Origin of the sequence: Saccharopolyspora sp. CA-218241 (assembly GCF_050954615.1) — a bacterium.
Taxonomy (GTDB): Bacteria; Actinomycetota; Actinomycetes; order Mycobacteriales; family Pseudonocardiaceae; genus Saccharopolyspora; species Saccharopolyspora cebuensis.
Window position 1 is genome coordinate 209,888 of the sequence record NZ_CP191860.1, and the last position, 25,386, is coordinate 235,273.

The following is a 25,386-nucleotide window of genomic DNA, read 5'->3' on the forward strand; positions in this document are numbered from 1 at the left end:
ATGCACCAGGAGCAGTGGACCGCGGTCGACACCTACATCGCGGAGCGGCTGGCGCCTGCGGACCAGGCGCGGGACGCCGCGCTGCGGACGGCGGCGGAATCGGGGCTGCCGCCGATCGCGGTCTCGGCGGCGCAGGGCAAGCTGCTGCAGGTGCTCGCCACGTCCGTCGGGGCCCGGTCGATCCTGGAGATCGGCACCCTCGCCGGGTACAGCGCGATGTGGCTCGGCCGCGCGCTGCCGCCCGGCGGCCGGATGACCACGGTGGAGGCCGACCCGGTGCACGCGGAGGTCGCGCGCGGCAACCTCACCCGCGCCGGGCTGGCCGAGGTCGTCGACGTGCGGGTCGGCCGGGCGCTGGACGTGCTGCCCGAGCTGTCCGGGCCGTTCGACTTCACCTTCATCGACGCCGACAAGGCCACCATCCCGGAGTACGTCCGGTGGGCGCTGGCGCTGAGCAGGCCGGGCGCGCTGATCGTCGTGGACAACGTGGTGCGCGGCGGTGCCCTGGCCGATGCCGACTCGACCGACGAGGCGGTCGCCGGGGTCCGCCGCCTGCACGACCTGCTCGCCGAGGAACCCGGGCTGCTCGCCACCACGGTGCAGACGGTGGGGGCGAAGGGTTACGACGGTTTCACCCTTGCCCTGGTGCTGCCCGCTGACCGATGATCGGCGCAGTGGCCGCCTCGCAGCGGCGGCGGCCGTCGGCAGGAGGTCAGCATGGGGATCGCGGGCGGCGCAGCGGCCGACCTGTTCCGGCTCGACGGGCGCACCGCGGTCGTCGTCGGCGGCGGCAGTGGGCTCGGCAGGGCCGGTGCGCTGGGGCTGGCCGGGTGCGGGGCCCGGGTGGTGATCGCCGACCTGGACACCGAGGGCGCGCGGCGGACCGCCGAGGAGATCGAGTCGTCCGGTGGTTCCGCGACGGCGCGGGAGCTCGACATCCGCGACGGGGCGGGCATCGCCGCGCTCGCCGAGGCCGAGCCGACCGCCGACGTCCTGGTGATCACCCCGGGCATCAACGTCCGCAAGCGGCTGGTGAACACCGTCGACGAGGAGTTCGACCGCGTCGTCGAGGTCAACCTCAAGGGCACCTACCGGCTGGTCCGCGACTTCGGCGCCCGGATGGCGGTGCGCGGGCGCGGCAGCATCATCACCTTCGCCAGCTTCCGCGCCGAGGTCGTCGAGCCCGGCCAGGGCATCTACGCGGCGACCAAGGCCGGGGTCGTGCAGCTCACCAAGGCCTTGGCCGCCGAGCTCGGCGGCCAAGGCGTGCGGGTCAACGCCGTCGCGCCGGGGCCGTTCGAGACCCCGCTCACCGCGCAGATCAAGTCCGACCCCACCTGGTACGGCGCCTACGCCGACAAGACCGCGCTGCGCCGTTGGGCCGCGCCCGACGAGATCGCCGGGGCCGTGGTCTACCTGGCCTCGGACGCCTCCTCCTACGTCACCGGCACGCTGCACCACGTCGACGGCGGCTGGACGGCCATCGACGGCCGCTTCGACCCCTCCCTCTGACGGCACCCGCACAACTGCCGGACCGAGCCCCGTCGGGCCAGGGCCGCCACTACCGAACACGAACAGGTGACGTAGGAACGAGGTAGCCCAGGTGAGGGGCACCTTCATCCGACTGTGCCGGATGAAGGTGCCCCTCACCCATGACCCGTTCCGGTGAAGCGCTCGGGCGGCCGTGCCGGGTCCGGACGCGGTCCGGCCCCGCCGCCCGGGGAGGCGGCGGGGCCGGACAGGTCCTTCGCGTCAGCTGATGCCCGCGATGTTGACCTCTTCGTGCTCGTGGTTCTCGCTGTGCTCGTGGTTCAGGTGGTTGCACGAGAGGATCTTGCAGATCTCGGTGTTCGTCCAGTCCCATCCCCCGGACGCGGAGGCCAGACCAGCGGAGGACAGGGCGAGGGGCAGCGCGAGGGCGCCGACGAGAGCGGCACGGGAAAGCGGACGCATGTGCGTTCCTTTCGTCGAGATATCACCAATGCTGCGGTGCGATCAGGATCACCGCAGAACCCTGTCTACCGCCCCGCCGATTTCCCCGCCGTGCGCGGAACCCCCTTTCACCTCAAGGTGTTCACTCCGGTGAATTCAGGTGGCGGGCACCGTTTTCGCACGGTGCGTCATGGTGTGACCCGTTGGCCGGACCACGTGCGGGTGCCATTGTCCTGAAAGGATTTCGAATTCCTGGGTGGGCGTGGAGGAATGTGCGACCGCGCCATTCGAGAAGGTGATCACCGACTCGGTTCCCGCAACCGGAATCGCGACCGCCTGCGGCGTGCCACCGGTGGTCCGCACCGCCATCGCGCGCTCGATTCCGGCACCCGCCCACACCTCCGGATGGGCCGTCCGGATCGGACCCGGGTGCCCGATCGGTCCGACTCCGCTGCCCGGTCGCGGCCGGAGCACCTGTGGCGCGGCGGATCGCGGGCACGTCGAGCCGCGCCACCGGGCGCCCACGAACCGTCGGCCACCAGCGGCGGCTCCGGCCGCGAAGGCGAGGCTGCGGGCGGCCCGTGGGGACTCGACCACCGCCCCGGCTCGGCGGGCCCGCGCCGCGGGCCGACCGCTGGATCCGGTTGCGGCGAGCCGTTTCCGGGTACGGCGTAACGGCGCGCCCGCGCGAGACGAAACTCCGGGTGCGGCCCGTCGCGGCCGTGCCTGGTGGCCGCCCCGGGTCTGGTCCTCTCGACCGGCCGTCCGACGCCACCGCCAACCGAACACCCACCGCGTCCGCGTGGGCGGTTCTCCGCTTCCCGGCCATTTCCACCGAGGGGATCTCCTTGTCCTTCCGGCTGCTCGTGCTCGCCGTCGGCACGTTCGTGATCAACACCGGCTCGTACCTGGTGGCCGGGGTGCTCCCGGCCATCGCGGGGCAGGTCGACGTGCCGGTCACCACGGCGGGCCAGCTCGTCACCGTGCACGCGCTGACCTACGCGATCAGCGCGCCCCTGCTGTCCACGGCCGTCGGTCGGGTGGAACGACGACGGGTGCTGCTGCTGTCGCTCGCGCTGTTCGTGGTCGGCAACATCGCGACCGCCCTCGCCCCGGACTTCGGCAGCCTCACCGCCGCGCGGGTGCTGGGTGCGCTGGGCGCCGCCCTGTTCACCCCGACGGCCGTGGTGATCGCCGCCGACCTGGTGCCGCTGGAGCGGCGCGGGCGTGCGGTGTCGATGGTGCTGGCCGGGTTGACGCTGGCCACGGTGATCGGCGTGCCGCTGGGCGTGCTGGGCGAGCCGCTGCTGGGCTACCGCGGGCTGTTCTGGTGCGTCGCGGTGCTCGGCCTGCTGGCCGCGGTGCTGCTTCGGGTGCTGCCGGAGGTGCCCGCGCCCGCCCCGGTCGACGGCGGGAAGCGGCTGGCGGTGCTGCGCGGCCGGACGGTGCGGCTGGTGCTGGCGGTCTCGGCGCTGGCCTCGCTCGCCGACTTCGCCGCCTACACCTACGCCGCGCCGATGCTCTCCGAGCTCACCGGCGCCGGTGCCGGGGCGCTGAGCGCGCTGCTGTTCGGCTACGGCGTGGCCGGGGCGATGGGCAACGCCGTGGTGGGGCGGCTGACCGACCGGTTCGGCTCGGGAGTCGGGATCGTCGCCTCGCTGGTCGCGCTGGCGACCGGGCTGGTGCTGCTCCCGGTGGCCGCGGGGTCGACGGTCGCCACGGTCGTCGTGCTGGTGCTGTGGGGGCTCGGCGGCTGGGGGATCATGCCCGCCGTGCAGCACCGCCTGCTCGACGCCGCGCCCGCTTCGGCCTCGGTGCTGATCGCGGTGAACTCCTCGGCGCTGTACCTGGGCATGGGCCTGGGCGGCATGGCGGGCGGCGCCGTCGCCGGGCAGTGGGGCTGGGGTGCCCTGGGCCCGGCGTCCGGGGCCGTCGCGGTGCTGGCACTGGCCCTGTTCGGCCACCTGGTGCTGCGCGCCGCGCCGACCCCGGAGCCGGCCGCGGAGCCGACCCCGGAGTCGACCCGGGAGTCGACTCGGCTCAGCGGGTCAGCAGCGGCAGCCGACGCACCCCGGTGAGGTTCGGGCTCCCCAGGAACTCCGGGCGGTCCTCGGGGTCGCAGCGCAGCGCCGGGAAGCGGTCGAACAGCATGTTCAGCGCCACCCGGCCCTCCAGCCTGGCCAGCGGGGCGCCCACGCAGAAGTGGATGCCCCGCCCGAAGCCGAGCTGCGGGTTCGGGTGCCGGTGCACGTCGAAGGTGTCCGGGTCGGCGAACTGCGCGGGATCCCGGTTGGCCGCCGCCAGCCACGGCAGCACCACCTGGTCGGCCGGGATCACCTGTCCGCCGAGGACGGCTTCCCGGGTGGTCGCCCGGGAGGCCGCCGCGAACGGGCTGAGGAACCGCAGCGACTCCTCGATCGCCGCGGGCACCAGCGAGCGGTCGGCCCGCACCTCGGCGCCCTGCTCCGGGTGCGCGTCCAGGCACAGCACGGTGTTGCCCAGCAGCATGGTGGTGGTGATGTGCCCGGCGATGAGCAGCACCATCGCGAAGTTGACCACCTCCGCGTGGGTGAGCCGCTCACCGTCCACTTCGGCCGTGACCAGCTTGCTGAGCAGGTCCTCGCGCGGGGCGCGGCGGCGCTCGGCGGCGTGCTCGCCGAGGTAGGCGGTGAGGTGGCCGACCTGCTCCAGCGCGTCCTCGAACTGCCGCGTCTGCTCCTCGGACCGGTCGACGAGGGAGATCTTCTGGGTCTGCGCGAACATCGCGTCCACCCACCGCTTGAACAGGTGGCGGTCGTCGGTGGGCACGCCGAGCAGCTCGGCGATGACGATCACCGGCAGCGGGTAGGCGAGGTCGTTGACCAGCTCGGTGCGGTCGGTGATGCCGTCGAGCAGTTCGGCGGTGACCTCGGCGATGCGCGGTTCGAGGTCGGCGACGACCTTCGGGGTGAAGGCGTGCGAGACCAGCTTGCGCAGCTTCTGGTGCTCCGGCGGGTCCAGCTGGGGCAGGTTGCCCTCGGTGAACCCGGCCGCCTCGGGGATCAGCCGCCCGGTGTCGGAGGAGAAGGTCGCGTGGTCGGAGAGCAGTTCGACGGTCTCGGCGTAGCCGTAGACGTTCCAGACGCCGGTGGCCGCGTCGTACTCCACCGGTCGTTCGGGTCGCTCGCCGCGCAGCCAGAACTGCGCATCGTGCAACCCCCAGGTGTCGGCGAGGCTCGTCATGGTGGGTGCCCCTTCTGCTGCGGAGGGCGGGATCAGCCGTCCCCCTCGTCGGTTCCGTAGATCCACTCGTGCTGGAGGTCGGCGACCTCCCGGTAGAGCGCGGCGAGTTCGGCCGCCGCGTGCCGGACCACCTCCGGTTCGGGATCGGTGGTGGGTTCGAGGGCCCGCCGCAGCGTGCGGGCCAGGGCGTCGGCCTTGCGGTGCTCGTCCAGGTCGTGCGGGTCGGGCGCGAGGGTGTCGACGGTGAAGAAGCCGCCGACGACGGCGCCGTAGGCGTACTCGGCGTCGGGGAAGTCCTCGCGCAGTAGGCCGTGGTCCCGCATGAGGGTGAAGTAGCGCTGCCCGTAGAAGATCTGCTCCTGGCGCATCGAGCCGGTCTTGAGCGCACCGATCAGGTCCGCGTCGCGGAGGACCACCGCCCGCATCAGCGGTCGCTGCTGGATGGCCAGGTAGGTGCGCCGCGCGAAGCGGTGCGGTCGCACCTCGCCCGGGTCCTGTTCCAGCGCCTTCACCAGTTCGTCGATCACCTCGCCCGCGCTGCGCAGGATCAGCGCCTCGAACACCCGCCGCTTGGTGCGCCAGTGCAGGTAGACGGTGCCCTTGCCCACGCCGGCCCGCTCGGCGACGTCCTCGACGGTCACCTTCCGGTGGCCGTGGTGGAGCAGCAGCTCCCCGGCGGCGTCGAGGATCCGGTCGGCGCGGGCACGGGTCATGCGGTGGCACTCCTGACTCATGACTGATGACTGGTGACTGGTGACCAATTTTCAAATCTGGTCATCGGAAGGTAGCGCTCCGCCTGGAGCGGTGACAAGGGATCACCCGGAAGTTCGCTCGGCGGGCGCTGTCACCGGATCGGAGCTAATTTCAGGGGGCGACACCAGTCGACGAGCGAGGAGGGAGCGGTCGTGAAGCTCAAAGACCTGAAGGACAAGCTCACCCACCTCGGGCGCCAGCACCCGGAGCAGGCCGAGCAGGGCGTGGACCGGGCGGCGGGCGCCGCGAAGGAGCGCTTCGGCCACGGTGAGCAGATCGACAAGGCCGCGGAGAAGGGCAAGGAGCAGTTCCGGGGCCCCGACGCACCGCCGCAGCAGCGGGGCGAAGGTGGTCAGCCGCCGCCGGAGGGCGGTCCGCCGCCGCGCTGAGTTCCGCCGCTGGGCCGGGGCTGGCGCGACCGGGTCGGATGAGGGCCGTCCCGCGCGACAGGGGCCGCAGCGGGCCCGGGGAGGGGCCGCCTCGTGCACGGGGGCGGCCCCTCCGCACGTCAACCCCGAGGTAGCACCACGGCCTGCGCGGCGGAGCCGCACGCGGGTGCGGCCGTCAGCTCGCACCGCTGAGGTTCCGCCACCGGCACCGCATGCCGGAAGGTCCCGTCAGGGGCGCGCGCTCACTCCGGGACCTCGACGGTGGCGCCGGTGCCCTCCAGCGCCACCACCCGGCCGCCCCGGTCGCCCAGTTCGCGCAGCTCGGCCAGCGCCTCGGTGCCGTCGACCGCGTGCTGCCGCCGCCCGCGCCGCTCGGCGCCCAGCCCGGTCAGCGCGGTGCGCGCGGCGTGCCCGGCTTCCACCGTGGACTTCAGGGATCCGCTGGAGGCCAGCGAGCCGCGCGCCGCGCCCAGCCGGCCCAGCGCGTCGTCCACCGCGTCCAGCAGCGCCACCCGGTTGCCCTCGGTCATCGCCTGCACCAGGTCCGGCGGCGAGCCGGCGACCCGGGTACCGTCCCGGAACGACCCGGCGGCCAGCGACAGCGCGAGCGCCCCGCCGTCGGAGCCGACCGCGGCCAGGATCGCGGCGAACACGTGCGGCAGGTGCGACACCCGGGCCACCGCCGCGTCGTGCAGCCCCGCCGAGGTCGGCACCACCTGCGCCCCGCAGTCCAGCGCCAGCGCGGCGGCCTCCCGCCACGCCTCCGGCGTCGTCTCCTCCTCGACCACCACCGCCCAGGACGCCCCGGTGAACAGCTCCGCCGACCCGGCGTCCCACCCGGAGGTGGCGGTCCCGGCCATCGGGTGCCCGCCCGCGTAGCGGGCGCCGGGGACCAGGCTCCGCACCTCGGCGGCCACCGGGTCCTTGACGCTCACCACGTCGGTCAACCACACCTCCGGGGCGTGCCAGGCGACCAGCCGGAGCACGTCGCGGACCGCGGTCAGGGGCACGGCGAGCACCACCAGCGCGTCCTGCTCGGCGGCCCGGCGCAGCGCGTCCTCGGTGGACTCCGCCACGTCGTAGCCGTCGGCCCTGGCCGCTTCGGCGTCGGCGGCCGACGTCGTCGCCCCCCAGCCGGGGCGCCCGGCGGCGACCGCCGCCCGCAGCACCGATCCGCCGATCAATCCCAGTCCGATCACGCACACGGCACGCATTCGGCCATCCTGCCCGAATCCGCGCCGGAGTTCGCGCGCACCCGGACGGGCGTGAATCCGGTCCCAGCTTGGTGACGAGCGGGCACTAGTGCTTTCGGGTGGCCTTGCCACGCTCTACGGTGGTGCCATGACCGTGCAGGACCCGGTTGCGGGATTCGCCGTCGCCGTGGTGCGTGAAGACGGGCGCTGGCGTTGCAGCCCGCTGGACCGGCCGGTGCTCACCGGCGTCGACGCCACCATCACGGCCCTGCGCGGACTGCGGTCGCCCGGCGCGTGCTTCGGCATGTGCAACGTGGACGACGAGTTCTTCGTGCTGGTCCGGCCGGTGCCCGGCGGTGCCGACCTGCTGCTGTCCGACGCCGCCGCCGCGCTCGACTACGACATCGCCGCCGACGTGCTCGACCTGCTGCGGATCGAGCCGCCGGACGAGGACGACGACGAGGTGTGGCCGGAGGGCAACCTGGCGATGCTGGAGGACCTGGGCCTGCCCGAGGGCGAGCTGCTGGTGATCATCGAAGAGGTCGACCTCTACCCCGACGAGCAGCTGGAGATGATCGCCCAGCGCTGCGGTTTCGGCGACCAGCTAGCGGGTGTGCTGGAGAAGCTGGACACGTGAGGTCCGACGACGCGGCCCTGGTCCGGGCCGCGCTGGTGGCCGCCGAGGGGGCGCCCGCCACCGGGGACGTGCCGATCGGGGCCGTGGTGGTCGACGCCGACGGCCGCGAGCTGGCCCGCGCGCACAACCGGCGCGAGGACCTGGCCGACCCCACCGCGCACGCCGAGGTGCTGGCGCTGCGGGCCGCCGCCCGCGCGCACGGCGACGGCTGGCGGCTGGACGGCTGCACCCTGGCGGTGACCGTCGAGCCCTGCACGATGTGCGCGGGGGCGCTGGTGCTGGCCCGGGTGTCCCGGGTGGTGTTCGGCTGCTGGGAGCCGAGGACCGGCGCGGTCGGTTCGCTGTGGGACGTGGTCCGGGACCGGCGGCTCAACCACCGCCCGGAGGTCGTCGGCGGGGTGCTCGCCGACGAGTGCGCGGCCGCGCTCGCGGAATTCTTCGACGATCACCGCTGATTTTCACCCCGTCGAGTGGCTTGTCCACGGTGGAAGCGGGAACCCGGGCTATGACGATGCAGGGGTCCGCCGGGCGCGGGCCCGTCGGACATCAGCCGTCGGACATCAGGGGGTGCGCGTGCAGCCGACCGATCCCGAGGCGGGCCCGCCCGACGCCGTCCTCGCGGCGGCCATCGCCGGGGGCGACGCCGTCGCCTTCGAGCGGCTGGTGACCCGGTACTCCGGCCGGGTGCTCGCGATGGCGCTGCGGATGCTCGACGACCGCGCCGAGGCCGAGGACGTCGTCCAGGACGTGTTCCTGACCGTCTGGCGCCGGGTGGGCGAACTCGCCGAGCCCGGCGCGCTGCGCGCCTGGATGTTCCAGATCGCCCGGCGGCACTGCCTCATCGTGCTGCGCAGGCGGCGGACCCGGCGCACCGTGCCGGTCGACGCCCTGCCCGAGCACCGGGCGGTGGTCGCCGGGGGAGCGGTGCCCGACCCGCAGCGCGCCGCCGAGCTCGGGGCCGGGGTCGGCGCCCTGGGCCGCGCGCTCGCCGGACTGCCCAGCGGCCAGCGCGACGTCTGGCTGCTCGCCGAGGTCGACGGCCTGTCCTCCGGCGAGATCGGCCGCCGCGTCGGCGCAGGTGAGCAGGCCGTCCGGGGCAGGCTGTCCCGGGCCCGCAGCCGGCTCGCCGACCTGATGCGCGCCTGGCGCTGACCCCCTCCCCGGATCGAGCGAAGCGTCCGTTACGCTTGTCGGCGGTAGCGTGTCCGAGCGGCCTAAGGAGCGCGCCTCGAAAGCGCGTGAGGTTAACGCCTCCGTGGGTTCGAATCCCACCGCTACCGCAGGTGAGAGCCGGGTCCCGCAGCAGCGGGGCCCGGCTTTCTTGCGTCCGGTCTCATTTCTAGTCTCAGTTGGCCGCTCAGACGGGCGTCCGGGGCCATGTGCTGGTTCGGGCCAGTGAGCTCACGACCACCCGCACGCCGCGTTCAGATCGTCCAGGTCGGCGCTCAGCTGGTCCGACGCCACGCGGTAGGAGGCCACGTCGGATTGGTTGGTAGCCCTGCTCAGGGCCCTGGAATCGGCGGCCAGGGCGTCGAGCGCCGCCTCCACGTCGGAGTCCTGCGCCTCGGTGGAGTCGGAGGCGAACGCCGAGGCCATGTCCGCGAAGATCCCGGCGGCCGTCCCCTGATCGTTGTCGGTGGGGATGAGGTCCATGTACGCGTGGATGGTGTCCGACGCGGCGTCGCATCCGGGGTCCTCGGTCGCCGACTCCTCGGTGGTGTGGTCCGGGCTGTAGTCGTACGTGGGGGTTGCGTAGGCGGTGTCGGCCGTGGGCTGGGCGGACTCCTCCGGAGGCGTGGCGAAGATCCGCTGCACGTCCTCGATGTTGTTGATCCCGAAGAACGCCAGCACCGCGAGGACCGACCCGGCGATGCCGAGCCATGCCACGGCCTTCCTGCTGTCGTCCTCCACGCCGCCCCCAGTGAGTCCACCCGGCGAAGAGATTACGGAGATCCGGGTGCCGTCAACGGCAATTCGGGAAACTTTCCGTCCTGGGCCGGCCGAAGGGGCATCCCGGACCCGATGGCCGCGCCCTTCGGCCCTCGTCGCGGTCGCGGGCGTTCAGCCTCGAGGTGTGCTCGTGCCTGGTGGCGACGCGCGGGTCCGGGGGCCGGTCCCGCGCGTCGCCACCGGGGTCAGCGCGCCATCAGGGCGAAGACTCCCCAGCCGAGGTGGTCGCGCCCGTACCGCGCGTAGCGGGCGGGGGCGGTGGTGAGCTCGGCCCGCACCTCGGCCGCCAGTTCGTCGTCCGGGTTCTGGTCGAGCCAGGTGCGGAGGTTGAGCCACTGCGCCGCCCGGTAGCGGTCCCAGCCGGCCTGATCGGCCAGCACCATCTCCACGACGTCGTAGCCGAGGTCGCCGAACTGCTCGATCAGCTCCGGGAGCAGCCGGAAGTCGTCCTTGCGGGTGGCGTCGCAGCCTTCGACGGTGTCCTGGTCGGGCGGGTCCAGGCGCCAGTACGGTTCGCCGATCAGCATGAGCCCGCCGGGTCGGAGGCTGCGGTCCAGCAGTTCGACCGCGCCGGCCACGCCGCCGCCGATCCAGGTGGCGCCCACGCACGCGGCGAGATCGACCGGTGCGTCCGCGACGTATCCGGCGGCATCGCCGTGGACGAAGTCGACCCGGTCGGCGACGCCCAGTTCGGCGGCGCGGGCTCGGGCGTGCTCGGTGAACACCGTGCTGATGTCCACCCCGGTCCCGGTGATGCCGTGGTCGCGCGCCCAGGTGCACAGCAACTCGCCCGATCCGCTCGCCAGGTCGAGCGCGCGCGTCCCGGGCGCGAGCCTCAGCGCCCGGCCGAGGGTGGCGAGCTGGTCACCGGTGAACGGGTTGTGGATGTGGTGGCTGCTTTCGCGAATGGTGAAGATGCGTGGCAGGTCCACAGTGCGCATTCCTTGCGTTCGATGAGGTCATGGCGCTCGCGGAGGACAGTCGACCGCAGTCGACCGCCGTTGCCCGGGCCGTCATCAACTCACCTCGCTGGAACGCGCGTACCTCGAACGCAGGTGAAGTTAGAACCCTCCGGGCCTGCGCGTCCACCGATTTTTCGCCGACCGCACGGGGGCGCCGTGGCGTGGGCCATGATGAGCCGATGGACGGAACGCGGCGGGGGAGCTTCCGGCTGGCGGCGTACGCCGTGTGCGTCGAGGACGGGCGGGTGCTGCTCGTCCGCCACGCGTCGGGGGACTGGTCCTTGCCGGGCGGTGAGGTCGAGCACGCGGAGGACCCGTTCCACGCGGTCGTCCGGGAGTTCGCCGAGGAGACCGGCTGCGATGCGGTGGTCGAACGCCTGCTGGGCGTGGACTCGCGGGTGATCCCCGCGGCCGAGGCGCGCCGGGGGGTCGAGCACCAGAACGTCGGCGTCTTCTACCAGGTGCGCATCACCGGCGGCGCGCTCCGGCCCGAGCCGGGCGGTGCGACCGTCGAGCCGGCCCGGACCCCGATCCCCGAGGTCGCCCGCCTGCGCCGGTCGTCGCTGGTCGACGTGGGCCTCGCCCTGGCGCGGGACCTCCCGGCGACCGGCCACGTCGCTGCCGTCCCGGTCGGCGACCTGATCCGGCACTGAGGCGCCCATCGGCCCGGTCATCGCCGACCAGCCGATGTGGAGCGACCGGCTGCACCAGCTCGGCGTCAGCCCCGGGTCGCTGCCCTGCAAGCGGCTGGACGCCCCCCGGCTCCCGAGCTGGTCCGCCAGGCCACCGGCGAACCCCGCCTGCGCACCCGGGCAGGTCGCCGCGGAGGACGGCGCGGCCGGGGTGATCACGACGATCCACCGCCTGCTCGACCGCTGAACACCACCCCGGCCGGTGCGCGGTCGCGGAACCTGATCAGGTGGCGGTACCTGTGATGAGCGCGATGTCCTGGCTGTGGTCGGCGGGCGGGCGGGCGGGTACGGTCGGGCCATGTCCGCCGCCACCCGCACCTGCCGCCTCGCCGCGCGCGGGGCGGCGCGTCGCGCGCGGGCTTCGATCCCGGGCCTCCGCCGGGTCCGGGGAACCGCCCCGCCCGATGGGAGCCGACCCGGCCCGAAGGCGTCATGCGGCACTCCGGGACCAACGGGTGGCTGAGCTCATGGGGGACCAACGCCCACGGCGAGATGGCGGGATGCCCACCGCCGGTCCAGGGCTGACCTCGGAACCCGCACCGTCCTGCGGTGCGGCGACGGCTCGTCAGCGCCATCGTGAACCCTCGTTCTCCTTCCGCGAAGCCTCGTGCCCGCGTCCGCCGGACCCGGGTACGAGGCCCGGCATCTTGGGGTTGGTCGAATGTCCTTGTCCGGAATCGGTGCCGCGCTTCGCCGCGACACCGTGGGCGGCCTGCTGCTGATCGGCGCGGCCGCCGTGGCGTTGCTGTGGGCGAACTCGCCGTGGAGCCGGTCCTACGAGGCGGTGCGCTCCGCCGAGTTCGGGCCGCACGCGCTGCACCTGCACCTGCCGGTCGAAGCGTGGGCCGCCGACGGCTTGCTCGCCCTCTTCTTCTTCATCGTCGGCAACGAGCTCAAGCAGGAGTTCGTGCACGGCGAGTTGCGCCGCCCGAAGCGCGCGCTGGTGCCGATCATCGCCGCGGTGTGCGGTGCGCTGGTGCCCGCCGCGATCTTCGCCGCGATCAACCTGGAGGACCCGGTTGCCGTCCGGGGCTGGGGCATCCCGATGGCGACCGACATCGCCTTCGCGATCGCCATCCTCGCCGTGGTGGGCAGGTTCCTGCCGCCCGCGCTGCGGACCTTCCTGCTGACCCTGGCGGTCGTCGACGACCTGGTGGCCATCGCGGTGATCGCGGTGTTCTACACCGACGCGTTGTCGTTGCCGCCTGCGCTGGCCGCGGTGGCGCTGCTGCTGGTGTTCGCCCACCTCCAGCGCCGCGGCTTCCCCGGTCCGCTGGGCCGGTGGCGCGGGGTGCGGTGGGCGCTGTGGGCCGTGCTCGCGTGCGCCATCTGGGTGCTCGTGCACGCGAGCGGGATCCACGCCACCATCGCGGGGGTGGCGATGGGGCTGCTCATGCGCACCAGCACGCGCTCGGGCGAGGAGGAGTCGCCGAGCAGCCGTGCGGAGCACGCCCTCCGGCCGTGGGCGATGGGCGTGGCGCTGCCGGTGTTCGCCCTGCTCTCCGCCGGTGTCGCCGTCGGCGGCTGGACGAGCACGCTGTCCGAGCCCGTCGCCCTGGGCATCATCGCCGGGTTGGTCGGCGGGAAGCTCGTGGGGATCACCGGGGGAGCCTGGCTGGCCACCCGGCTGACCGGGGCGCAGCTCAACCCCGCGTTGCGGTGGCTCGACATCGCCGGGGTCTCGTTGCTCGCCGGGATCGGTTTCACCGTGTCGTTGCTGATCAGCGAGCTCTCCTACGAAGGAGCTCCCGCGATGCTCGAGCACGCCAAGAGCGCGGTGCTGCTCGCCTCCTTCCTCGCCACGGTGCTGGCGTCCGTGGTGCTCGGAGCCCGCAGCGCCCACTACCGCAGGCACGGGGTGCCGGACGAGACGGGATGACCGGCGCGGTCGACCCGGTCGGCTCCCGCCGGGGGCGCAGCGGGTCGGGCCCGCGGTCGCGGACCCGACCCGGCGCGCTAGCTCAGGACGTCCCGCAGGGCGCGGGCGTTCTTCACGAGCTGGCTCGATCCCTTGCGGGCGGCGAGCTCGGTGACGGCGGGGAGCTCTCCGGTGGCGCCGCAGCGGGCGGCGCATTCGGTGGCCAGCGCGAGCAGGGTTCCCGCGCCGCGCACCGGGGTGCCGGTGAGCAGCCCGGGCAGGGCGGCCGCGAGGATCGACCAGGTGGTGCGGTGGGCACCGGTCTCGGCCGCGGCCCGCAACGTCTCGTGCACCCGGTTCGCCATGCCGAGCCCGCGCAGCAGCACCGCGAGCTGCTTCCCGAGCAGCCCGGCGTTCAGTTGCTCCCGCGCGGCCAGCACCAGCAGGGCGTCCACCGTCGCGGTCCGGTCCTGCTCGAAGCTGGTCGCCATGCTCCGCGCCACCGCGCAGTGCACCGCGAACCCCGCCGGGCCGCCGGACTCGGCGAGGTGCGGCAGGAGCCGGGGCCACCGGCGGACCCCGTGGCCGAGCCCTTCGAGGTAGCCGCGGGCGGCCAGCTCATCGCGGTGGTGCGGGAGCTGGGCGACCCAGAACGTTGCGGGCGGCCCTTCGCCGGCCCGGGCATTCGGCCCGACCAGGTCCGCCGCGACCGGGGGCAGCGGCGGTTCCGGCTCCACCCCGGGGCGGGCCGCGTCGCACCACCGCTCGCGGTAGGAGGTCTCGTCCTTCGCCACGTCGAAATCGGCCCACCACGGCGGTGTCGAGTCCTGGTGCGGCAGCCCGCCGTCGCGCAGCCACCGCGCGAGCCGCCGCCCGGACTCGGACCGCAGCTCCTCGGCGGCGCGCAGGACCTGCTCGTCCGCGGTCGGGGTGACGCGCAGGAGGGCTTGGCCGAAGTCGACCTCGGCCGGGGTCACGTCGAGCCGTTCGCACTCCGCCACCCGTTCCACCAGCACCCCGGCGTCGAGGGCGCCGGTGGACAGCGTCGGCACCGCGAGCAGGAAGGGCTGCGCACCGGACTCGACGATCCGCATCGCCTCGACCAGCCGCGCCGCCAGCATGGCCTTGGCCTGGTTGTCGTCGCCGAAGTTGTAGCGGTAGGCCCAGTGGTCCCTGGACTGGACGGCCCATTCCCTCGGCTCGTCGCCGCGCACGAACCGGGCGACGTCGTAGACGTCGCTCTGGGTGCCGCCGATGCTGCGCGGGTCCCGGCGCACGACCGGTTCCAGGGCCGCGGCGAGGGCGGCCCGGTCGCGGGCGGCGTGCCGGACGAGCCCGTCGAGGGCGCGTTCGAACGGCACCACGTCCCAGTTGTCGGCGATGACGGCGGCGACCTCCTCGGCGACGTCGAGGGGCGTGCCGAGCGGTCCGGGCACCGGCTGCGGTTCCGGCACCGGCGGCAGCACCTCGGCGTAGGGCTCGGTGGTGTCCTCGGTGCCGAGGAGTTCGGCGGCGCGGGGGGCCAGGCTCGCGCCGAGGGCCCCGGCGGCGGTGCGCAGCTCCGGCAGCACCGCGTCCCCGGCCTTGCGGAGGTGGCGGGCGACCAGGGCGAGCGCGCGTTCCTGGAGCACCGGCTCGTGGTTGTGGAAGGTCAGCGCCGCGTCGCGCACCACCTGCGCCACCCGCGCCGGCTCCCGCTTGGCGATGCGGTCCAGCCAGGAGAGCTGGGCGCGGACGAGCTTCTTCTCCGGACGCGGCAGGACCCGCCGGCAGGATTCGGAGAAGTCCTCGGGCGCCAGCAGTCCGGCCCCGTCCAAGCCGATGAGCACCTCTTGGGCGTGGGTGGCCACCGGCAGCGACCGGTCCAGCAGCGCCAGGTGCTCGCGGGTGCGCGGGGCGTTGTCGGCGGGGGTGGGCAGCAGCGCGCGCAGGTAGGTCAGCGCGGGCTCGGTCTCCATCCGCGTGCCGTCGTCGAAGAGGCGGGTGAGCTGGGCGTCGATGATCGCGGTGAGGTCATCGGCCAGTGCGACGCGCTCCTCGGCGGTGAGGGCGAGCAGCTCGAACTGGCCCACGTTCACCCTGGCGAGGAAGCGGTTCTCCGCCTGCGCGTCCCGGACCAGGTCGGCCATGATCCGGCGGACCAGGAGCCCCCGGTCGACCAGCCCCTCCGCGGCGAACCGGACGAACCTGCGCAGCCAGGCCCGGACGTCGACGCCGGGCCGTTCCAGGGCCAGCGGCAGCAGCGACGCGGTGCGCTCGTCGGCGCGCAGCCCCGCCAGCACGTCCTCGTCCGGTGCGGGGAAGTACGTGTTGGGCAGGCTGATGTGCTTGGCCAGCCAGGCCGTGAGGAACGCGTCGCAGGTCGGCATCGGCATCCCGGTCGTGTCCACGACGTGCTCGACCACCGGGAACCAGTGGTCGTCGTGGCTGCGCGCCCCGTCCCGCAACCGCTCGACGAACTCGGTCCGCCAGGCGACCGGGTGCAGGTCCGCGACGGCGGTCAGCCAGCGCCCTCCGTCGGGCACGGCGCGGAACGGGATGAGCAGGTCCGCCGCGGTCCCCGGTGCGATCCCGCAGCCCAGGGTCGCGGCGAGCCAGGTCTGCTTCTTCTCGATGTTCCAGCCGATCGCCCAGGTCCCCTCCTGCTCGGCGGTCGTCCGCGCGGCGAGCAGCCGGTCACCGCAGGCGGTGTCGCGCTCCTCCGGCGGCAGGTCGGGCAGCGCCCGCAGCACTCCGTCGAAATCGGCCGCTTCCACGAGTTCCAGCAACTTCACCGCGTCTCCTCCAGGATCATCCCGGCGGCGAGCACGTGCGCGCACGGCCCCCGCCCGCCTCGGTACTTCGCCCACCACAGGCAGGTGCAGCTCAGCGCTCCCGCGTCGTCGCCGCGGACGAAGTGCGCGTGGTCCTCCGCACCCACCGAGAACACCGCGCCCTCGCGCCGGACCGCGCCCTCGGCCACCAGCGCCCGCGCGCGCCGCAACCGGGGGTTGCGCGTCTCCACGGCGCCCGCCGAGAACGGCAGCGACCGGTGGAAGTAGGCCTGCTCGGCGAGGTCGTAGCCGATCTGGCCGGACGTGCCGAGCACGGTCAGCGCCGCGCGCACCCGCTCCGGCGGCAGGTCGGCCTGCCGGGACAGCGCGGCCACGTCGACCGTCGGTTCCCAGGCCAGCAGCGCCGAGACGAGGTCCGCGTCCTCGGCCGCCGCGCCGCCCGCGAGGTCGTGCAGCACGCCGCCCTCGCCGGAGAACCCGCGCGAGGCCTCCGGCGAGAGCATCAGGGTCAGCCGCATGTGCGGCAGCGCGACCTCCCACGCCACCGCCGTGCTCTCCCCGGTGGCCGGGGCGTGCACCCGCAGCGCGTCGGCGTGCGGGAGCACCTGCTGCAGCGCCATCAGCCGCTCCGGACCGGGCAGGCAGACGGCGCCGGGGCCGGGCCTGGTCACCGGGCGCAACGTCCGCCCGGCGGGCATCACCCAGCGCGTCGTGCGGGCGCCGGACCGCTGCGTCGGCCGCGGCATCGACCGCAGCAGGGCCGCCGCCTCCGCCGCGGGCACCTCCGCGCGCAGCTCGAAACCGGCCCCGAGCACCTGGGCCTCGGCGAAGCCGCGCACCCAGCGCTCCGGCAGCGGGACCTTCTTCTCCACGAACCGGCCGTCGAGGGTCGCGACCGCCAGCTCGTCCGGGCCGACCGCCAGGTGCAGCGGGTCCAGCCCGCCGAGCGCGGCCAGCGCCCGCCGCAGCGGCGGGTTGATGTCCACATTGGTCGTCCCGTGGCCGATCTCGCCGCCGTCGAGCCCGGGCGCGAGCACGTCGAGGCGCGCGTAGACCCCGCCGCAGCCGGAGAACGACTCCATCCGCAGCCGGTCGCCGTTGGCGGTCACCACCGGGTCCAGCGAACGGGCCGCGCTGCGCTGGAAGTAGCGCGCGGAGGCCACTTCGGCGACGGCCAGCAGGGCCGCCGCCGCGGCGGTCGGCGCGGTCAGGAAACCGTCGAAGAACCGGGGATTCTCCACCGCGCCGTCCGGGGTGGCGCCGCCGGAGGTCTCCAGCGCGAGGGAACGTCCGGCGCCGGAGCCGTGCACGGCCGACGGCCGCACGTAGGCGTAGGACTGCGTTGCTGTTGCCATGCGCGCACCGTACGGATGATCACCGACAGATCCGGGCGGTTCGCCCGAATTCGAGGTCGGCACCGGGCGGCTCCCACCGGCGCGCGGCGATCGGGTCCGCATCGGACCGAACCCGCCGAGGCCCGCGCGCGGACGGATGAATCATCACACTTCAGGGGCGTGTTGATCACACGAAGGTGCGACGTCCGAATCATTGCCGGGTGGTCGCGTCTCTCTCTAGCGTGGAAAACACCGCGAAGATCCTTCGATGCCTGGTGGCGTCGGTCCTCCGCGCGTTCTGGCACCGGCTCCGCGCATCGCGGCGTGCCGCGCGGGCTCGTCCGGCGGATCGGACGTCGATCCCTGGCGTGAATCCGAGTGAGGCATGAACAAGACGAACCAGTACTTCCCGGAGCATCCGTGCGACCTGCGGTGCCTTCCCGAGGACGAGGACGAGGTCGAGGAGGTGGGCGAGGTCCGTTTCCTCCTGCGCCGACTGGTGATGCGCGCGCTCTACCCGGCGGGCTGGTGCGCCGGCGTCCTGGGCGCGGCGCTGCCCCGGTCGGCGGGTGCCGCGCTGTTCCGCTGGTGGGCGCGGGCGTGGCTGGCCGCTTCCGGCGTGCGGGTGCGGATCAGCGGCGAGCTCGGGTCCGATCCCGTGCTGCTGATCGCCAACCACGTGTCCTACTTCGACGCGCTCGTGTTCGTCGCCGGCCGCCCCTGCACCATCACCGCGGCCCACGACATGCGCGCGGACCGCTTCCTCGGCCGTTTCCTGAGCGCGGCCGGGACGATCTACCTGGAGCGGGACCGGTTGTCGGCGCTGCGGCGGTTCGTCGGCGAGGTCGCCGAGGAGCTGCGCTCGGGGCGGAGCGTGGTGGCCTTCCCGGAGGGGCGCATCCGGTGCTCGGCGCCGGGCGGGGCGTTCGCCCCGACGGTGCTGCAGGCGGCGGTCGACGCCGGTGTCCCGGTCCGCCCCGTGCTGCTGTGGTGCGAGCGCCCGGACGGCCGCCCCACGTCGCGCCTGTCCTGGCTCGGCGACGAGGGGCTGCACGACTCGCTGCGGCGGGTGCAGCGGATGCGCGGCGCGGCGGTGCGGGTCCAGGTCCTGCCGGACCTCGACCCCGGGCTCGGCCGCGCGGAGCTCGCCCGGCGCGCCGATGCGGCCCTCGCGGAAGCGGGCGCGCACCTGCCGGAGACCTGCATCAGCGGTCCGGCGCTGGCCCGAGGAGGTGTCCGGTGAACCGGTGCGACGAGGCTTGCCTGGCCACCGACGACGGCGCCGCGCGGGTGGGTCGGCTGCGGCGGGCCTGGCGCACCGCGGCGGTGGGCGCGGCGATCGCCCTCTGCTGGGTCTTCGGCGTGCTGTCCGCGGCGTGCTCGCGCGGCGGCGCGCGGCGGCTGCTGCGGTGGTGGACCGCGCTCTACACCCGCGCCACCGGTGCGCGCTTCACCGCCACCGGTGAGCGCAGGCCCGGGGCAGCGCTCCTGCTGGCCAACCACGTGTCCTCGTTGGACGCGATGGCGGTGCTCGCCACCAGGCCCGCCGTCGCGGTGGCGCGGCGGGAACTGGCGGACCACCCGTTCCTCGGGCGGTTGTCCCGCAACGCCGGGACGATCTTCGTGGACCAGGGCAGCCTCGCCGGGGTCCGCGCCCTCGTCGAGGCCATCACCGCCGAACTCCGCAGCGGCAACAGCGTGGTGGTGTTCCCGGAGGGGCGGGTCCGCTGCCTGCCGCCGGGCGGCGACTTCCGGCCCTCGGCCGTGCAGGCCGCGCTCGACGCGGGCGCCCCGGTGGTCCCGGTCGCGCTGTGGTGGGAGCTGCCCGGTGGGCGGGTCACCCCGCGCGCGACGTGGATCGGCACCGAACCGCTGGCGCGGTCGCTGCGGCGGATCACCGAGGCCCGGGGGCTGGTGATGCGGATCGCCGCGCTGGACGCGCTCGAACCGCGGGGTGGGCGGACCGAGCTGGCGCGACGGGCGCACCGGGCCGTCGCCGACGCCGCACCGCCGGTGCCTGGGACGTGCGCCGCGCACCGCACCGGACTCCAGGAGGTCGGCCCATGACCGCCGTGACCGTCGACCACGCGTGCCGGCTCGACTGCGTTCCGGACCACGACCGCCCGCCGGAGGTCGGTCCGCTGCGCCGCGCCGCCCGGCGGCTGGCGTTCGCCGCGTCCTGCGCTCTCGCCTACGTCCTCGGGCTCGTGGCCGCGGCGCTGCGGCCGGCCGCAGCGCGACGGCTGATGGGCCTGTGGAGCCGGAGCGCGCTGCGCGCCGCCGGGATCCGGGTCCGGTTCGACGGCGTCGGCGAGCAGCCCGGGCCCACGCTGGTGGTCGCCAACCACGTGTCCTTCTTCGACGGGCTGGCGATGCTGGCCGCGCACCCCCACCTCATCGGGGTCGGCACGCACCAGAGCCGGAGCAATCCCGTGCTCGGCAGGCTCTTCACCCGCGGCGGGGTGGTCTTCGTGGACGGCACCGACCGCGCCGCGATCCCGGGCATGGTGCGGGACGTGGCGGCGGAGCTGGCGGCGGGCGAGTCGGTGCTGGTGTACCCGGAGGGCGCGCCGCGTTGCCGGGAACCGGGTGGTCCGTTCCGGCCCGCGGTGTTCCAAGCGGCCCTCGACGCGGGCGTTCCGGTGCAACCCGTGCTCACCCGGTGCGTCCTGCGCGACGGGACGCCCACCGCGCGGGCCTCCTGGTACACGGGGGCGGAGGAGGTGGGCTCCATGCTCGACCGCGTGTTCCGGATGCGCGGGTTGGAGCTCCGCATCACCCTGCTGCCTCCCGTCGAGTCGGCGAACGCCCGCGATCGGCGCGAGCTGGCCCGGACGGCCTGGCACCGGCTCGTCGACCGCACCGGTCCGCTGCCGTCCGATTGCGTCACGGCCGACGAACGAGCGAGGTGCTGATTCCGCGCTTCCCCGTTTCATCCCTTTCTCGCGGAGTTGTTTTCGCCGGGCGCGATTCGCGCGGTGCGGCATGGTGCCCGCGGAATTCCCGAGCGCTTTCGGAAATCGTTCCCGTGCGGCCGCTGCGCGTCGTCGACCTCGGAGGATCGGGGAAATCGCGCCGCGTTTCGACACGAAGGAGTGAAAACAGGCCCAACGCCCCGGGAGCGACTTGCGGCGAAGAAGTGAAAGCCATTAATAATTGCCGGGTCGTCGCCGTGCGGATCCGTTTCCGGGTCGGGCGGCGGAATCCGTGCGGGGGGCGTGCAGGAAGGGAAGTGATCGACGTGCCGCCCGACGAATTCGAGGAAGCCTACATCGAGGGCCGCGAGGACGGGCTCGATGATCGCCGGCGGGGGACCGGGCGGAACATCCCCGTGAAGCACGGCGGCGAGGTGCAGCACTGGTACGCGCAGGGCTACCTCGACGGCTTCAACGCCGAGGTGCTCGCCTGCGGGCGCTGACCCCACCGCCGAACGCGAAGAACCCCGGGCGCTCGAATAGCGCTCCGGGGTTCCGCGAGCGGAGGATAGGGGATTCGAACCCCTGAGGGCTGTTAACCCAACACGATTTCCAATCGTGCGCCTTAGGCCGCTCGGCCAATCCTCCGTGCGGAAGCCTAGCAGAGGGCGTTCTGAGCAGCGGGTATGGGTCGTGAGCTGGGGCGACGGGGTGGCGCGGTGATCCGGCGCGGCGCTCGGCGACGGTGCCGGTGCGTGCGGCCGACGAGCGCGCCCGCGGCCGGATCGGCCGGGCGGCTCGCCGGGGGCGGAACGGTCGCGTGGAACCGCTTCGGCGGTTCGCGCGTCCTCAGTTGGGCCGGTGTGGAAGTGCGGTGGTGCCGCGGCCGGGCGTCCGCATCCCGGCGCCGTGGGACCCGACGCCGTTGCGGCCCGATGATCTTGCCGGTACCTTGCGAGGCATGGTTCTGGACGGGAGTGCGGTGCTCACCCACCTGCGTCGTGGTGTGCTGGAGCACTGCATCCTGGCGATGATCGAGACCGAGCCGCTCTACGGGCTCGACATCGCGCGCAAGCTCGGCGCCCACGACGTCCTGCTGCAGAGCGAGGGCACGCTGTACCCCCTGCTCGCCCGCCTCCGGCGGCAAGGGCTCGTCGAGACGAGCCAGGTGAAGTCCTCGTCCGGTCCACCGCGTCGCTACTACTCGCTCACCGCCGAAGGGAGGGCGGCGCTGGCGACCTTCCGCTCCACCTGGTCCGCCTTCCGCAGCGCCGTCGACTCCGCGATGACAGGAGGCCAGCCGTGACCAAGACCCATCCTCGCGTGACCACCTACCTCGACGAGCTGGACAAGCGGCTGCGGCACGCCCCTGCCGCCGTGCGCAGGGACGTGCTAGCCGGGGCACACGAACACCTCGATGCCAGCGTGGGTCCGGACGCGGACGCCGCGACCGTCGATGCCGCGCTCGCCCGCATGGGCACCCCCGAGGCGATCGCCGCCGAGGCGGGGGTCGAGACCGGATCTGCTCGCCAGGGCTCCGTCCTGGCCGCGGCGGTGGCCTGCGCCCTGCTGGCGGGTGCCGGGGCCCTCACCTTCCTGGTGGGCGGCCTGGTCAGCCTGTCGGCCGGTTTCGACGAGAACGCCGACTGGTCGGTGCCCGGGGCCGCGCACTTCGCCGCCGTCCTGCTCTCGGCCATGGCGTGGATCAGCGGTTCGGCGCTGGTGGCGCTGAACCGCTCGTGGTCGGGGCGGCAGAAGGTGTTGCTGCTCGCGTCCTGGCCGGTGGCGCTGGTGGTGTGCGAACTCTGCTACCTGCCCACCGGAGACGTCTACTTCACGGTCAACCTCGTCTCCTTCTGCGTCCAAGGCGTCCTCGGCCTGCTCTACGTCGTGGCCATCGGCAAGCTCTGGTTCGCCGCCCGGGGCTGAGCGGTCGACGACTCGGGCGATCGGGGCCCCGTGTCGTGCCCGCCCGCGGCATGGGTACACTGAACGCGGACCTCGTGCGGCGTCCATCCTGTGAACTCCCCCAGGGCCGGAAGGCAGCAAGGGTAAGCGGGCTCTGGCGGGTGCACGGGGTCCCCTTACTTTCCTGGGGTCGACCAGTCCTGTCCGCCGCACCGCGTAGGGTTTCCACCGTGGCGCTCGCCCTCTACCGCAAGTACCGGCCGGCGACCTTCGCCGAGGTCGCCGGGCAGGACCACGTGACCGAGCCGCTGCGGACCGCGCTGGCTTCGGGGCGGATCAACCACGCCTACCTGTTCTCCGGCCCGCGCGGCTGCGGCAAGACCTCCAGCGCCCGCATCCTGGCCCGCTCGCTGAACTGCGCCCAGGGGCCGACCGCCGATCCGTGCGGCGAGTGCGACTCCTGCGCGGCGCTGGCGCCCGAGGGCGCGGGCAGCGTCGACGTGGTGGAGCTCGACGCGGCCAGCCACGGCGGCGTGGACGACACCCGCGAGCTGCGCGATCGCGCCTTCTTCGCCCCCGCCCAGTCGCGGTACCGGATCTTCATCATCGACGAGGCCCACATGGTCACCACGCAGGGCTTCAACGCCCTGCTGAAGATCGTCGAGGAACCGCCCGAGCACCTGATCTTCATCTTCGCCACCACCGAGCCGGACAAGGTGCTCACCACCATCCGCTCCCGCACCCACCACTACCCGTTCCGGCTGATGCCGCCGGGCGTGATGCGCGAGCTGGTGGACCGGATCTGCCAGGACGAGGGCGTGCGGATCGAACCGGCGGTGCACCCGCTGCTCATCCGCGCGGGCGGCGGCTCGGCCCGGGACACCCTCAGCGTGCTGGACCAGCTCGTCGCCGGGGCGGGCGAGCAGGGCGTCACCTACGAGCGCGCGGTGGCGCTGCTCGGGGTCACCGACGTGGCGCTGATCGACGACATGGTCGACGCGCTGGCCGCCGAGGACGGCGCCGCGGTGTACGGCACGGTGGATCGGCTGGTGGAGGCCGGGCACGATCCCCGCCGCTTCGCCTCCGACCTGCTCGACCGGCTCCGCGACCTGGTGCTGCTGCACACCGTCCCGGACGCGGCCCAGCGCGGCCTGGTCGACGTCTCCGGCGAGGAGCTCACCCGGATGACCAGCCAGGCCGAGCGGCTGGGCGCGGCGACGCTGACCCGCTGCGCGGAGATCGTGCACACCGGCCTCACCGAGATGCGCGGGGCCACCGCGCCCCGGCTGCTGCTCGAACTGCTCTGCGCCCGGATGCTGCTGCCCGCCGTGTCCGCCGCGGACGTCGCCGTGCTGCAACGCCTGGAGCGGGTCGAGAACCGGATGACCATCGCGCCCGGCACGCCCGCGGCCGAGCCCGGCGAGCCCGCGCCCGCCGGTGAGCAGAAGCCGAAGCGCGTCTTCCAGCGCCCCCACGAGCGCGCCGCGCAGACCGCCGAGCCCGAGGCCCCCGCCGCCGAGCCCCCGGCCCCCAGCAATCGGCCCCCCAACAACCGGAGCAGCAGCAACCAGCTCCCCAGCAACCGGCGGCCCAGCAACCGGAGCGGCAGCCCGAGCAGGCGGAGAAGGCGCCGGAGGAAGCCGCGCAGCCGGAATCCCGCACGCCGAGCCCGCAGGCCCCGGCGGCGGCCCGGGACGGTTCCGCGGGGAACGGGCAGCAGCCGAGCCCGGCTCCGGCTCCCGAGCCGGCCGCCGCGACCGAGCCCGCCGCATCGACCGCGGGCGCCGCATCGACCGCGGGCGCCGACGCCGCCGAGGTGCGCCGGGTCTGGACCGAGGTGCTGCGGGCGGTCGCCGAGCGCAACCGGCCGACCCAGGCGCTGCTGCTCAACGCCACCGTGCAGGACCTCCAGGACACCACCCTGGTGCTGTCGATGCCGACGTCCGGCCTGGTCAAGCAGCTCGCCCAGCAACGGCGGCTGGAGTTCGTCAAGGCCGCGCTGGCCTCGGTCCTCGGCGAGGGCGACTGGGAGGTGCACTGCGTCGAGGCGGGCGCCGCCCCGGCACGGCCCGCCCCGAAGCAGGCCGCCCCGCGCCGGGAACCCCCGCAACGCCGCTCCCAGAACGGCCAAGCGAACGGCAACGCGAACGGCAACGGCCAAGCGAACGGCAACAGCACCAACAGCCACAGCACAAACGGCCACGCCAAGCCGAACACCGGCAGCCCCGGCGCGGGCCAGAACGGCAACGGCGCGAGGGCGACCGCCGGACGCGCCACGGTCCCGCGCCCGCCGGAACCGGACGACATCCCGCCCCCGCCGGAGCCACCGGACGAGGAACCGCCGCCGGACGACATCCCGCCGCCACCGGAACCACCCGCCCCGGTCCCCGAGGTCCCGGACGAGGAGGAGGACGCGGAGGCGATGCTGGCCGGGTCCTCCCCGGTGGACGGCCCGGTGGCGCCCGCCCGCGACGTCGAGGCGGAAGCGGTCGACCTCCTCTCCCGGGAGCTCGGCGCCCGCAAGGTCGACGACTGACCCGTCCGTGAACCGAGTGAGGGGCACTCAAAACCCCTCCGGGTGACGAAAGACCCCGCCTAACCCTTTCGGGAACCGAGTGAGGGGCACCCTTGCCCAAGTAACTGGGACAAGGGGCCCCTCACCCAGGTCACGTTCGGGTGAGGGCTCCCTGCGGAGGACGGTGGAGGCGCTGCGCGGTGCGGCGCCCAGCTCGCACCGCGGCGGATCGGCGGGATTCCCGCCGGGACGGCCGCGCCGCCGTGGCCGTGCCCGGTACGTCGTCGAGCGGCTTCCCGCGCACCGGTTGGCGCCGCTGCGGAGCTCATCGGTGAAAGGCGGTCCTCGCCTG

General features: G+C 74.1%; 26 protein-coding genes, 2 tRNA genes, 1 other RNA gene and 1 pseudogene. 20 read left to right on the forward strand and 10 right to left on the reverse strand.

All coding sequences use genetic code 11. The features are described from left to right. Positions 1-666, forward strand: a complete 666-nt coding sequence (locus tag ACQP0T_RS01160; protein WP_433870893.1) for an O-methyltransferase — start codon at positions 1-3, stop codon at positions 664-666. 51 nt (positions 667-717) lie between these two features. Next, on the forward strand, positions 718-1,512 hold the full coding sequence (locus tag ACQP0T_RS01165) for an SDR family NAD(P)-dependent oxidoreductase (protein WP_433870894.1): 795 nt from the start codon (positions 718-720) through the stop codon (positions 1,510-1,512). A 240-nt stretch (positions 1,513-1,752) separates the two neighbouring features. Here the strand turns inward: ACQP0T_RS01165 and ACQP0T_RS01170 are convergent, their stop codons facing one another. Further along, entirely contained in the window at positions 1,753-1,953 is a 201-nt protein-coding gene (locus tag ACQP0T_RS01170) for a hypothetical protein (RefSeq protein ID WP_345359460.1), read from the reverse strand. 135 nt (positions 1,954-2,088) lie between these two features. Further along, entirely contained in the window at positions 2,089-2,301 is a 213-nt protein-coding gene (locus tag ACQP0T_RS01175) for a hypothetical protein (protein ID WP_433870895.1), read from the reverse strand. Between the two features lie 479 nt (positions 2,302-2,780). Here ACQP0T_RS01175 and ACQP0T_RS01180 point away from each other — a divergent pair, with 479 nt between their 5' ends. After that, positions 2,781-4,010, forward strand: a complete 1,230-nt coding sequence (locus ACQP0T_RS01180; protein ID WP_433870896.1) for an MFS transporter — start codon at positions 2,781-2,783, stop codon at positions 4,008-4,010. Here ACQP0T_RS01180 and ACQP0T_RS01185 read toward each other — a convergent pair. Next, positions 3,973-5,154, reverse strand: a complete 1,182-nt coding sequence (locus ACQP0T_RS01185) for a cytochrome P450 (RefSeq protein WP_433870897.1) — start codon at positions 5,152-5,154, stop codon at positions 3,973-3,975. The genes ACQP0T_RS01180 and ACQP0T_RS01185 overlap by 38 nt on opposite strands. A 32-nt stretch (positions 5,155-5,186) precedes the next feature. Next, positions 5,187-5,867: a TetR/AcrR family transcriptional regulator gene (locus ACQP0T_RS01190; RefSeq protein WP_433870898.1), complete on the reverse strand. Its 681-nt coding sequence runs from the start codon at positions 5,865-5,867 to the stop codon at positions 5,187-5,189. Between the two features lie 192 nt (positions 5,868-6,059). Here ACQP0T_RS01190 and ACQP0T_RS01195 point away from each other — a divergent pair, with 192 nt between their 5' ends. Continuing rightward, entirely contained in the window at positions 6,060-6,296 is a 237-nt protein-coding gene (locus ACQP0T_RS01195; RefSeq protein ID WP_433870899.1) for an antitoxin, read from the forward strand. Positions 6,297-6,538: 242 nt separating this feature from the next. Here ACQP0T_RS01195 and ACQP0T_RS01200 read toward each other — a convergent pair whose 3' ends face one another. Then, positions 6,539-7,510 (reverse strand): prephenate dehydrogenase, encoded by a 972-nt coding sequence (locus tag ACQP0T_RS01200; protein ID WP_433870900.1) that lies wholly within the window; start codon positions 7,508-7,510, stop codon positions 6,539-6,541. Positions 7,511-7,637: 127 nt separating this feature from the next. On the opposite strand from ACQP0T_RS01200, the gene ACQP0T_RS01205 reads away from it, so the two are divergent. The 4 genes from ACQP0T_RS01205 (at position 7,638) to ACQP0T_RS01220 (ending at position 9,406) form a co-directional block, all read left to right on the forward strand. Next, on the forward strand, positions 7,638-8,126 hold the full coding sequence (locus ACQP0T_RS01205; protein WP_433870901.1) for a tRNA adenosine deaminase-associated protein: 489 nt from the start codon (positions 7,638-7,640) through the stop codon (positions 8,124-8,126). Next, entirely contained in the window at positions 8,123-8,581 is a 459-nt protein-coding gene (locus ACQP0T_RS01210; RefSeq protein WP_345359435.1) for a nucleoside deaminase, read from the forward strand. Before ACQP0T_RS01205 ends, ACQP0T_RS01210 begins: the two co-directional genes overlap by 4 nt. Positions 8,582-8,699: 118 nt before the next feature. Further along, positions 8,700-9,278, forward strand: a complete 579-nt coding sequence (locus ACQP0T_RS01215; protein WP_433870902.1) for an RNA polymerase sigma factor — start codon at positions 8,700-8,702, stop codon at positions 9,276-9,278. 43 nt (positions 9,279-9,321) lie between these two features. Then, a tRNA-Ser gene (locus tag ACQP0T_RS01220) sits at positions 9,322-9,406 on the forward strand. A 121-nt stretch (positions 9,407-9,527) separates the two neighbouring features. Here ACQP0T_RS01220 and ACQP0T_RS01225 read toward each other — a convergent pair. Next, positions 9,528-10,037: a hypothetical protein gene (locus ACQP0T_RS01225; protein WP_433870903.1), complete on the reverse strand. Its 510-nt coding sequence runs from the start codon at positions 10,035-10,037 to the stop codon at positions 9,528-9,530. Positions 10,038-10,261: 224 nt separating this feature from the next. Then, positions 10,262-11,008 (reverse strand): SAM-dependent methyltransferase, encoded by a 747-nt coding sequence (locus ACQP0T_RS01230; RefSeq protein ID WP_433870904.1) that lies wholly within the window; start codon positions 11,006-11,008, stop codon positions 10,262-10,264. Between the two features lie 209 nt (positions 11,009-11,217). Between ACQP0T_RS01230 and ACQP0T_RS01235 the strand changes: the two genes are divergently transcribed. The 3 genes from ACQP0T_RS01235 to nhaA all read left to right on the forward strand — a co-directional run bounded on the left by ACQP0T_RS01235 (position 11,218) and on the right by nhaA (position 13,609). After that, a complete protein-coding gene (locus tag ACQP0T_RS01235; protein ID WP_433870905.1) occupies positions 11,218-11,691 on the forward strand; it encodes an NUDIX hydrolase in 474 nt (157 codons plus the stop codon). 34 nt (positions 11,692-11,725) lie between these two features. Next, complete coding sequence (locus ACQP0T_RS01240; RefSeq protein ID WP_433870906.1) at positions 11,726-11,917, forward strand: hypothetical protein; 192 nt, start codon at positions 11,726-11,728, stop codon at positions 11,915-11,917. A gap of 474 nt (positions 11,918-12,391) precedes the next feature. Continuing rightward, positions 12,392-13,609 carry a Na+/H+ antiporter NhaA gene (gene nhaA / locus ACQP0T_RS01245; RefSeq protein ID WP_433870907.1) on the forward strand — a complete coding sequence of 406 codons (1,218 nt, stop codon included), beginning with the start codon at positions 12,392-12,394 and terminating at the stop codon, positions 13,607-13,609. 77 nt (positions 13,610-13,686) lie between these two features. On the opposite strand, the gene ACQP0T_RS01250 is transcribed toward nhaA, so the two are convergent. Both ACQP0T_RS01250 and ACQP0T_RS01255 read right to left on the reverse strand, forming a co-directional pair. Next, positions 13,687-16,362 (reverse strand): DUF6493 family protein, encoded by a 2,676-nt coding sequence (locus tag ACQP0T_RS01250; protein ID WP_433870908.1) that lies wholly within the window; start codon positions 16,360-16,362, stop codon positions 13,687-13,689. Then, entirely contained in the window at positions 16,359-17,717 is a 1,359-nt protein-coding gene (locus tag ACQP0T_RS01255; protein WP_433870909.1) for an SWIM zinc finger family protein, read from the reverse strand. The genes ACQP0T_RS01250 and ACQP0T_RS01255 overlap by 4 nt, the downstream gene beginning before the upstream one ends. 364 nt (positions 17,718-18,081) lie before the next feature. Between ACQP0T_RS01255 and ACQP0T_RS01260 the strand changes: the two genes are divergently transcribed. The 4 genes from ACQP0T_RS01260 (at position 18,082) to ACQP0T_RS01275 (ending at position 21,114) form a co-directional block, all read left to right on the forward strand. Then, the gene (locus ACQP0T_RS01260) at positions 18,082-18,939 is read left to right on the forward strand and encodes a lysophospholipid acyltransferase family protein (RefSeq protein ID WP_433870910.1); all 858 of its coding nucleotides are present in this window, start codon (positions 18,082-18,084) and stop codon (positions 18,937-18,939) included. Beyond that, a complete protein-coding gene (locus ACQP0T_RS01265; protein ID WP_433870911.1) occupies positions 18,936-19,763 on the forward strand; it encodes a lysophospholipid acyltransferase family protein in 828 nt (275 codons plus the stop codon). Before ACQP0T_RS01260 ends, ACQP0T_RS01265 begins: the two co-directional genes overlap by 4 nt. After that, on the forward strand, positions 19,760-20,611 hold the full coding sequence (locus tag ACQP0T_RS01270) for a lysophospholipid acyltransferase family protein (protein ID WP_433870912.1): 852 nt from the start codon (positions 19,760-19,762) through the stop codon (positions 20,609-20,611). The genes ACQP0T_RS01265 and ACQP0T_RS01270 overlap by 4 nt, the downstream gene beginning before the upstream one ends. A gap of 317 nt (positions 20,612-20,928) precedes the next feature. Beyond that, positions 20,929-21,114, forward strand: coding sequence for a hypothetical protein (locus ACQP0T_RS01275; protein ID WP_433870913.1), 186 nt, complete (start codon positions 20,929-20,931; stop codon positions 21,112-21,114). Between the two features lie 59 nt (positions 21,115-21,173). Here ACQP0T_RS01275 and ACQP0T_RS01280 read toward each other — a convergent pair. Further along, positions 21,174-21,259: transfer RNA gene (locus ACQP0T_RS01280), tRNA-Ser, on the reverse strand. A 313-nt stretch (positions 21,260-21,572) separates the two neighbouring features. On the opposite strand from ACQP0T_RS01280, the gene ACQP0T_RS01285 reads away from it, so the two are divergent. The 5 genes and pseudogenes from ACQP0T_RS01285 to ACQP0T_RS01305 all read left to right on the forward strand — a co-directional run bounded on the left by ACQP0T_RS01285 (position 21,573) and on the right by ACQP0T_RS01305 (position 25,055). Beyond that, the gene (locus tag ACQP0T_RS01285) at positions 21,573-21,917 is read left to right on the forward strand and encodes a PadR family transcriptional regulator (protein WP_433870914.1); all 345 of its coding nucleotides are present in this window, start codon (positions 21,573-21,575) and stop codon (positions 21,915-21,917) included. Beyond that, positions 21,914-22,540 (forward strand): HAAS signaling domain-containing protein, encoded by a 627-nt coding sequence (locus ACQP0T_RS01290; RefSeq protein ID WP_433870915.1) that lies wholly within the window; start codon positions 21,914-21,916, stop codon positions 22,538-22,540. Before ACQP0T_RS01285 ends, ACQP0T_RS01290 begins: the two co-directional genes overlap by 4 nt. A gap of 64 nt (positions 22,541-22,604) precedes the next feature. Beyond that, an RNA gene (gene ffs, locus ACQP0T_RS01295) (signal recognition particle sRNA small type) lies at positions 22,605-22,699 on the forward strand. Between the two features lie 116 nt (positions 22,700-22,815). Further along, a pseudogene (locus ACQP0T_RS01300) lies at positions 22,816-24,267 on the forward strand (DNA polymerase III subunit gamma and tau); the annotation flags it as partial. Positions 24,268-24,335: 68 nt separating this feature from the next. Further along, a complete protein-coding gene (locus ACQP0T_RS01305) occupies positions 24,336-25,055 on the forward strand; it encodes a hypothetical protein (protein WP_433870916.1) in 720 nt (239 codons plus the stop codon). The last annotated feature ends 331 nt before the right edge of the window (positions 25,056-25,386 follow it).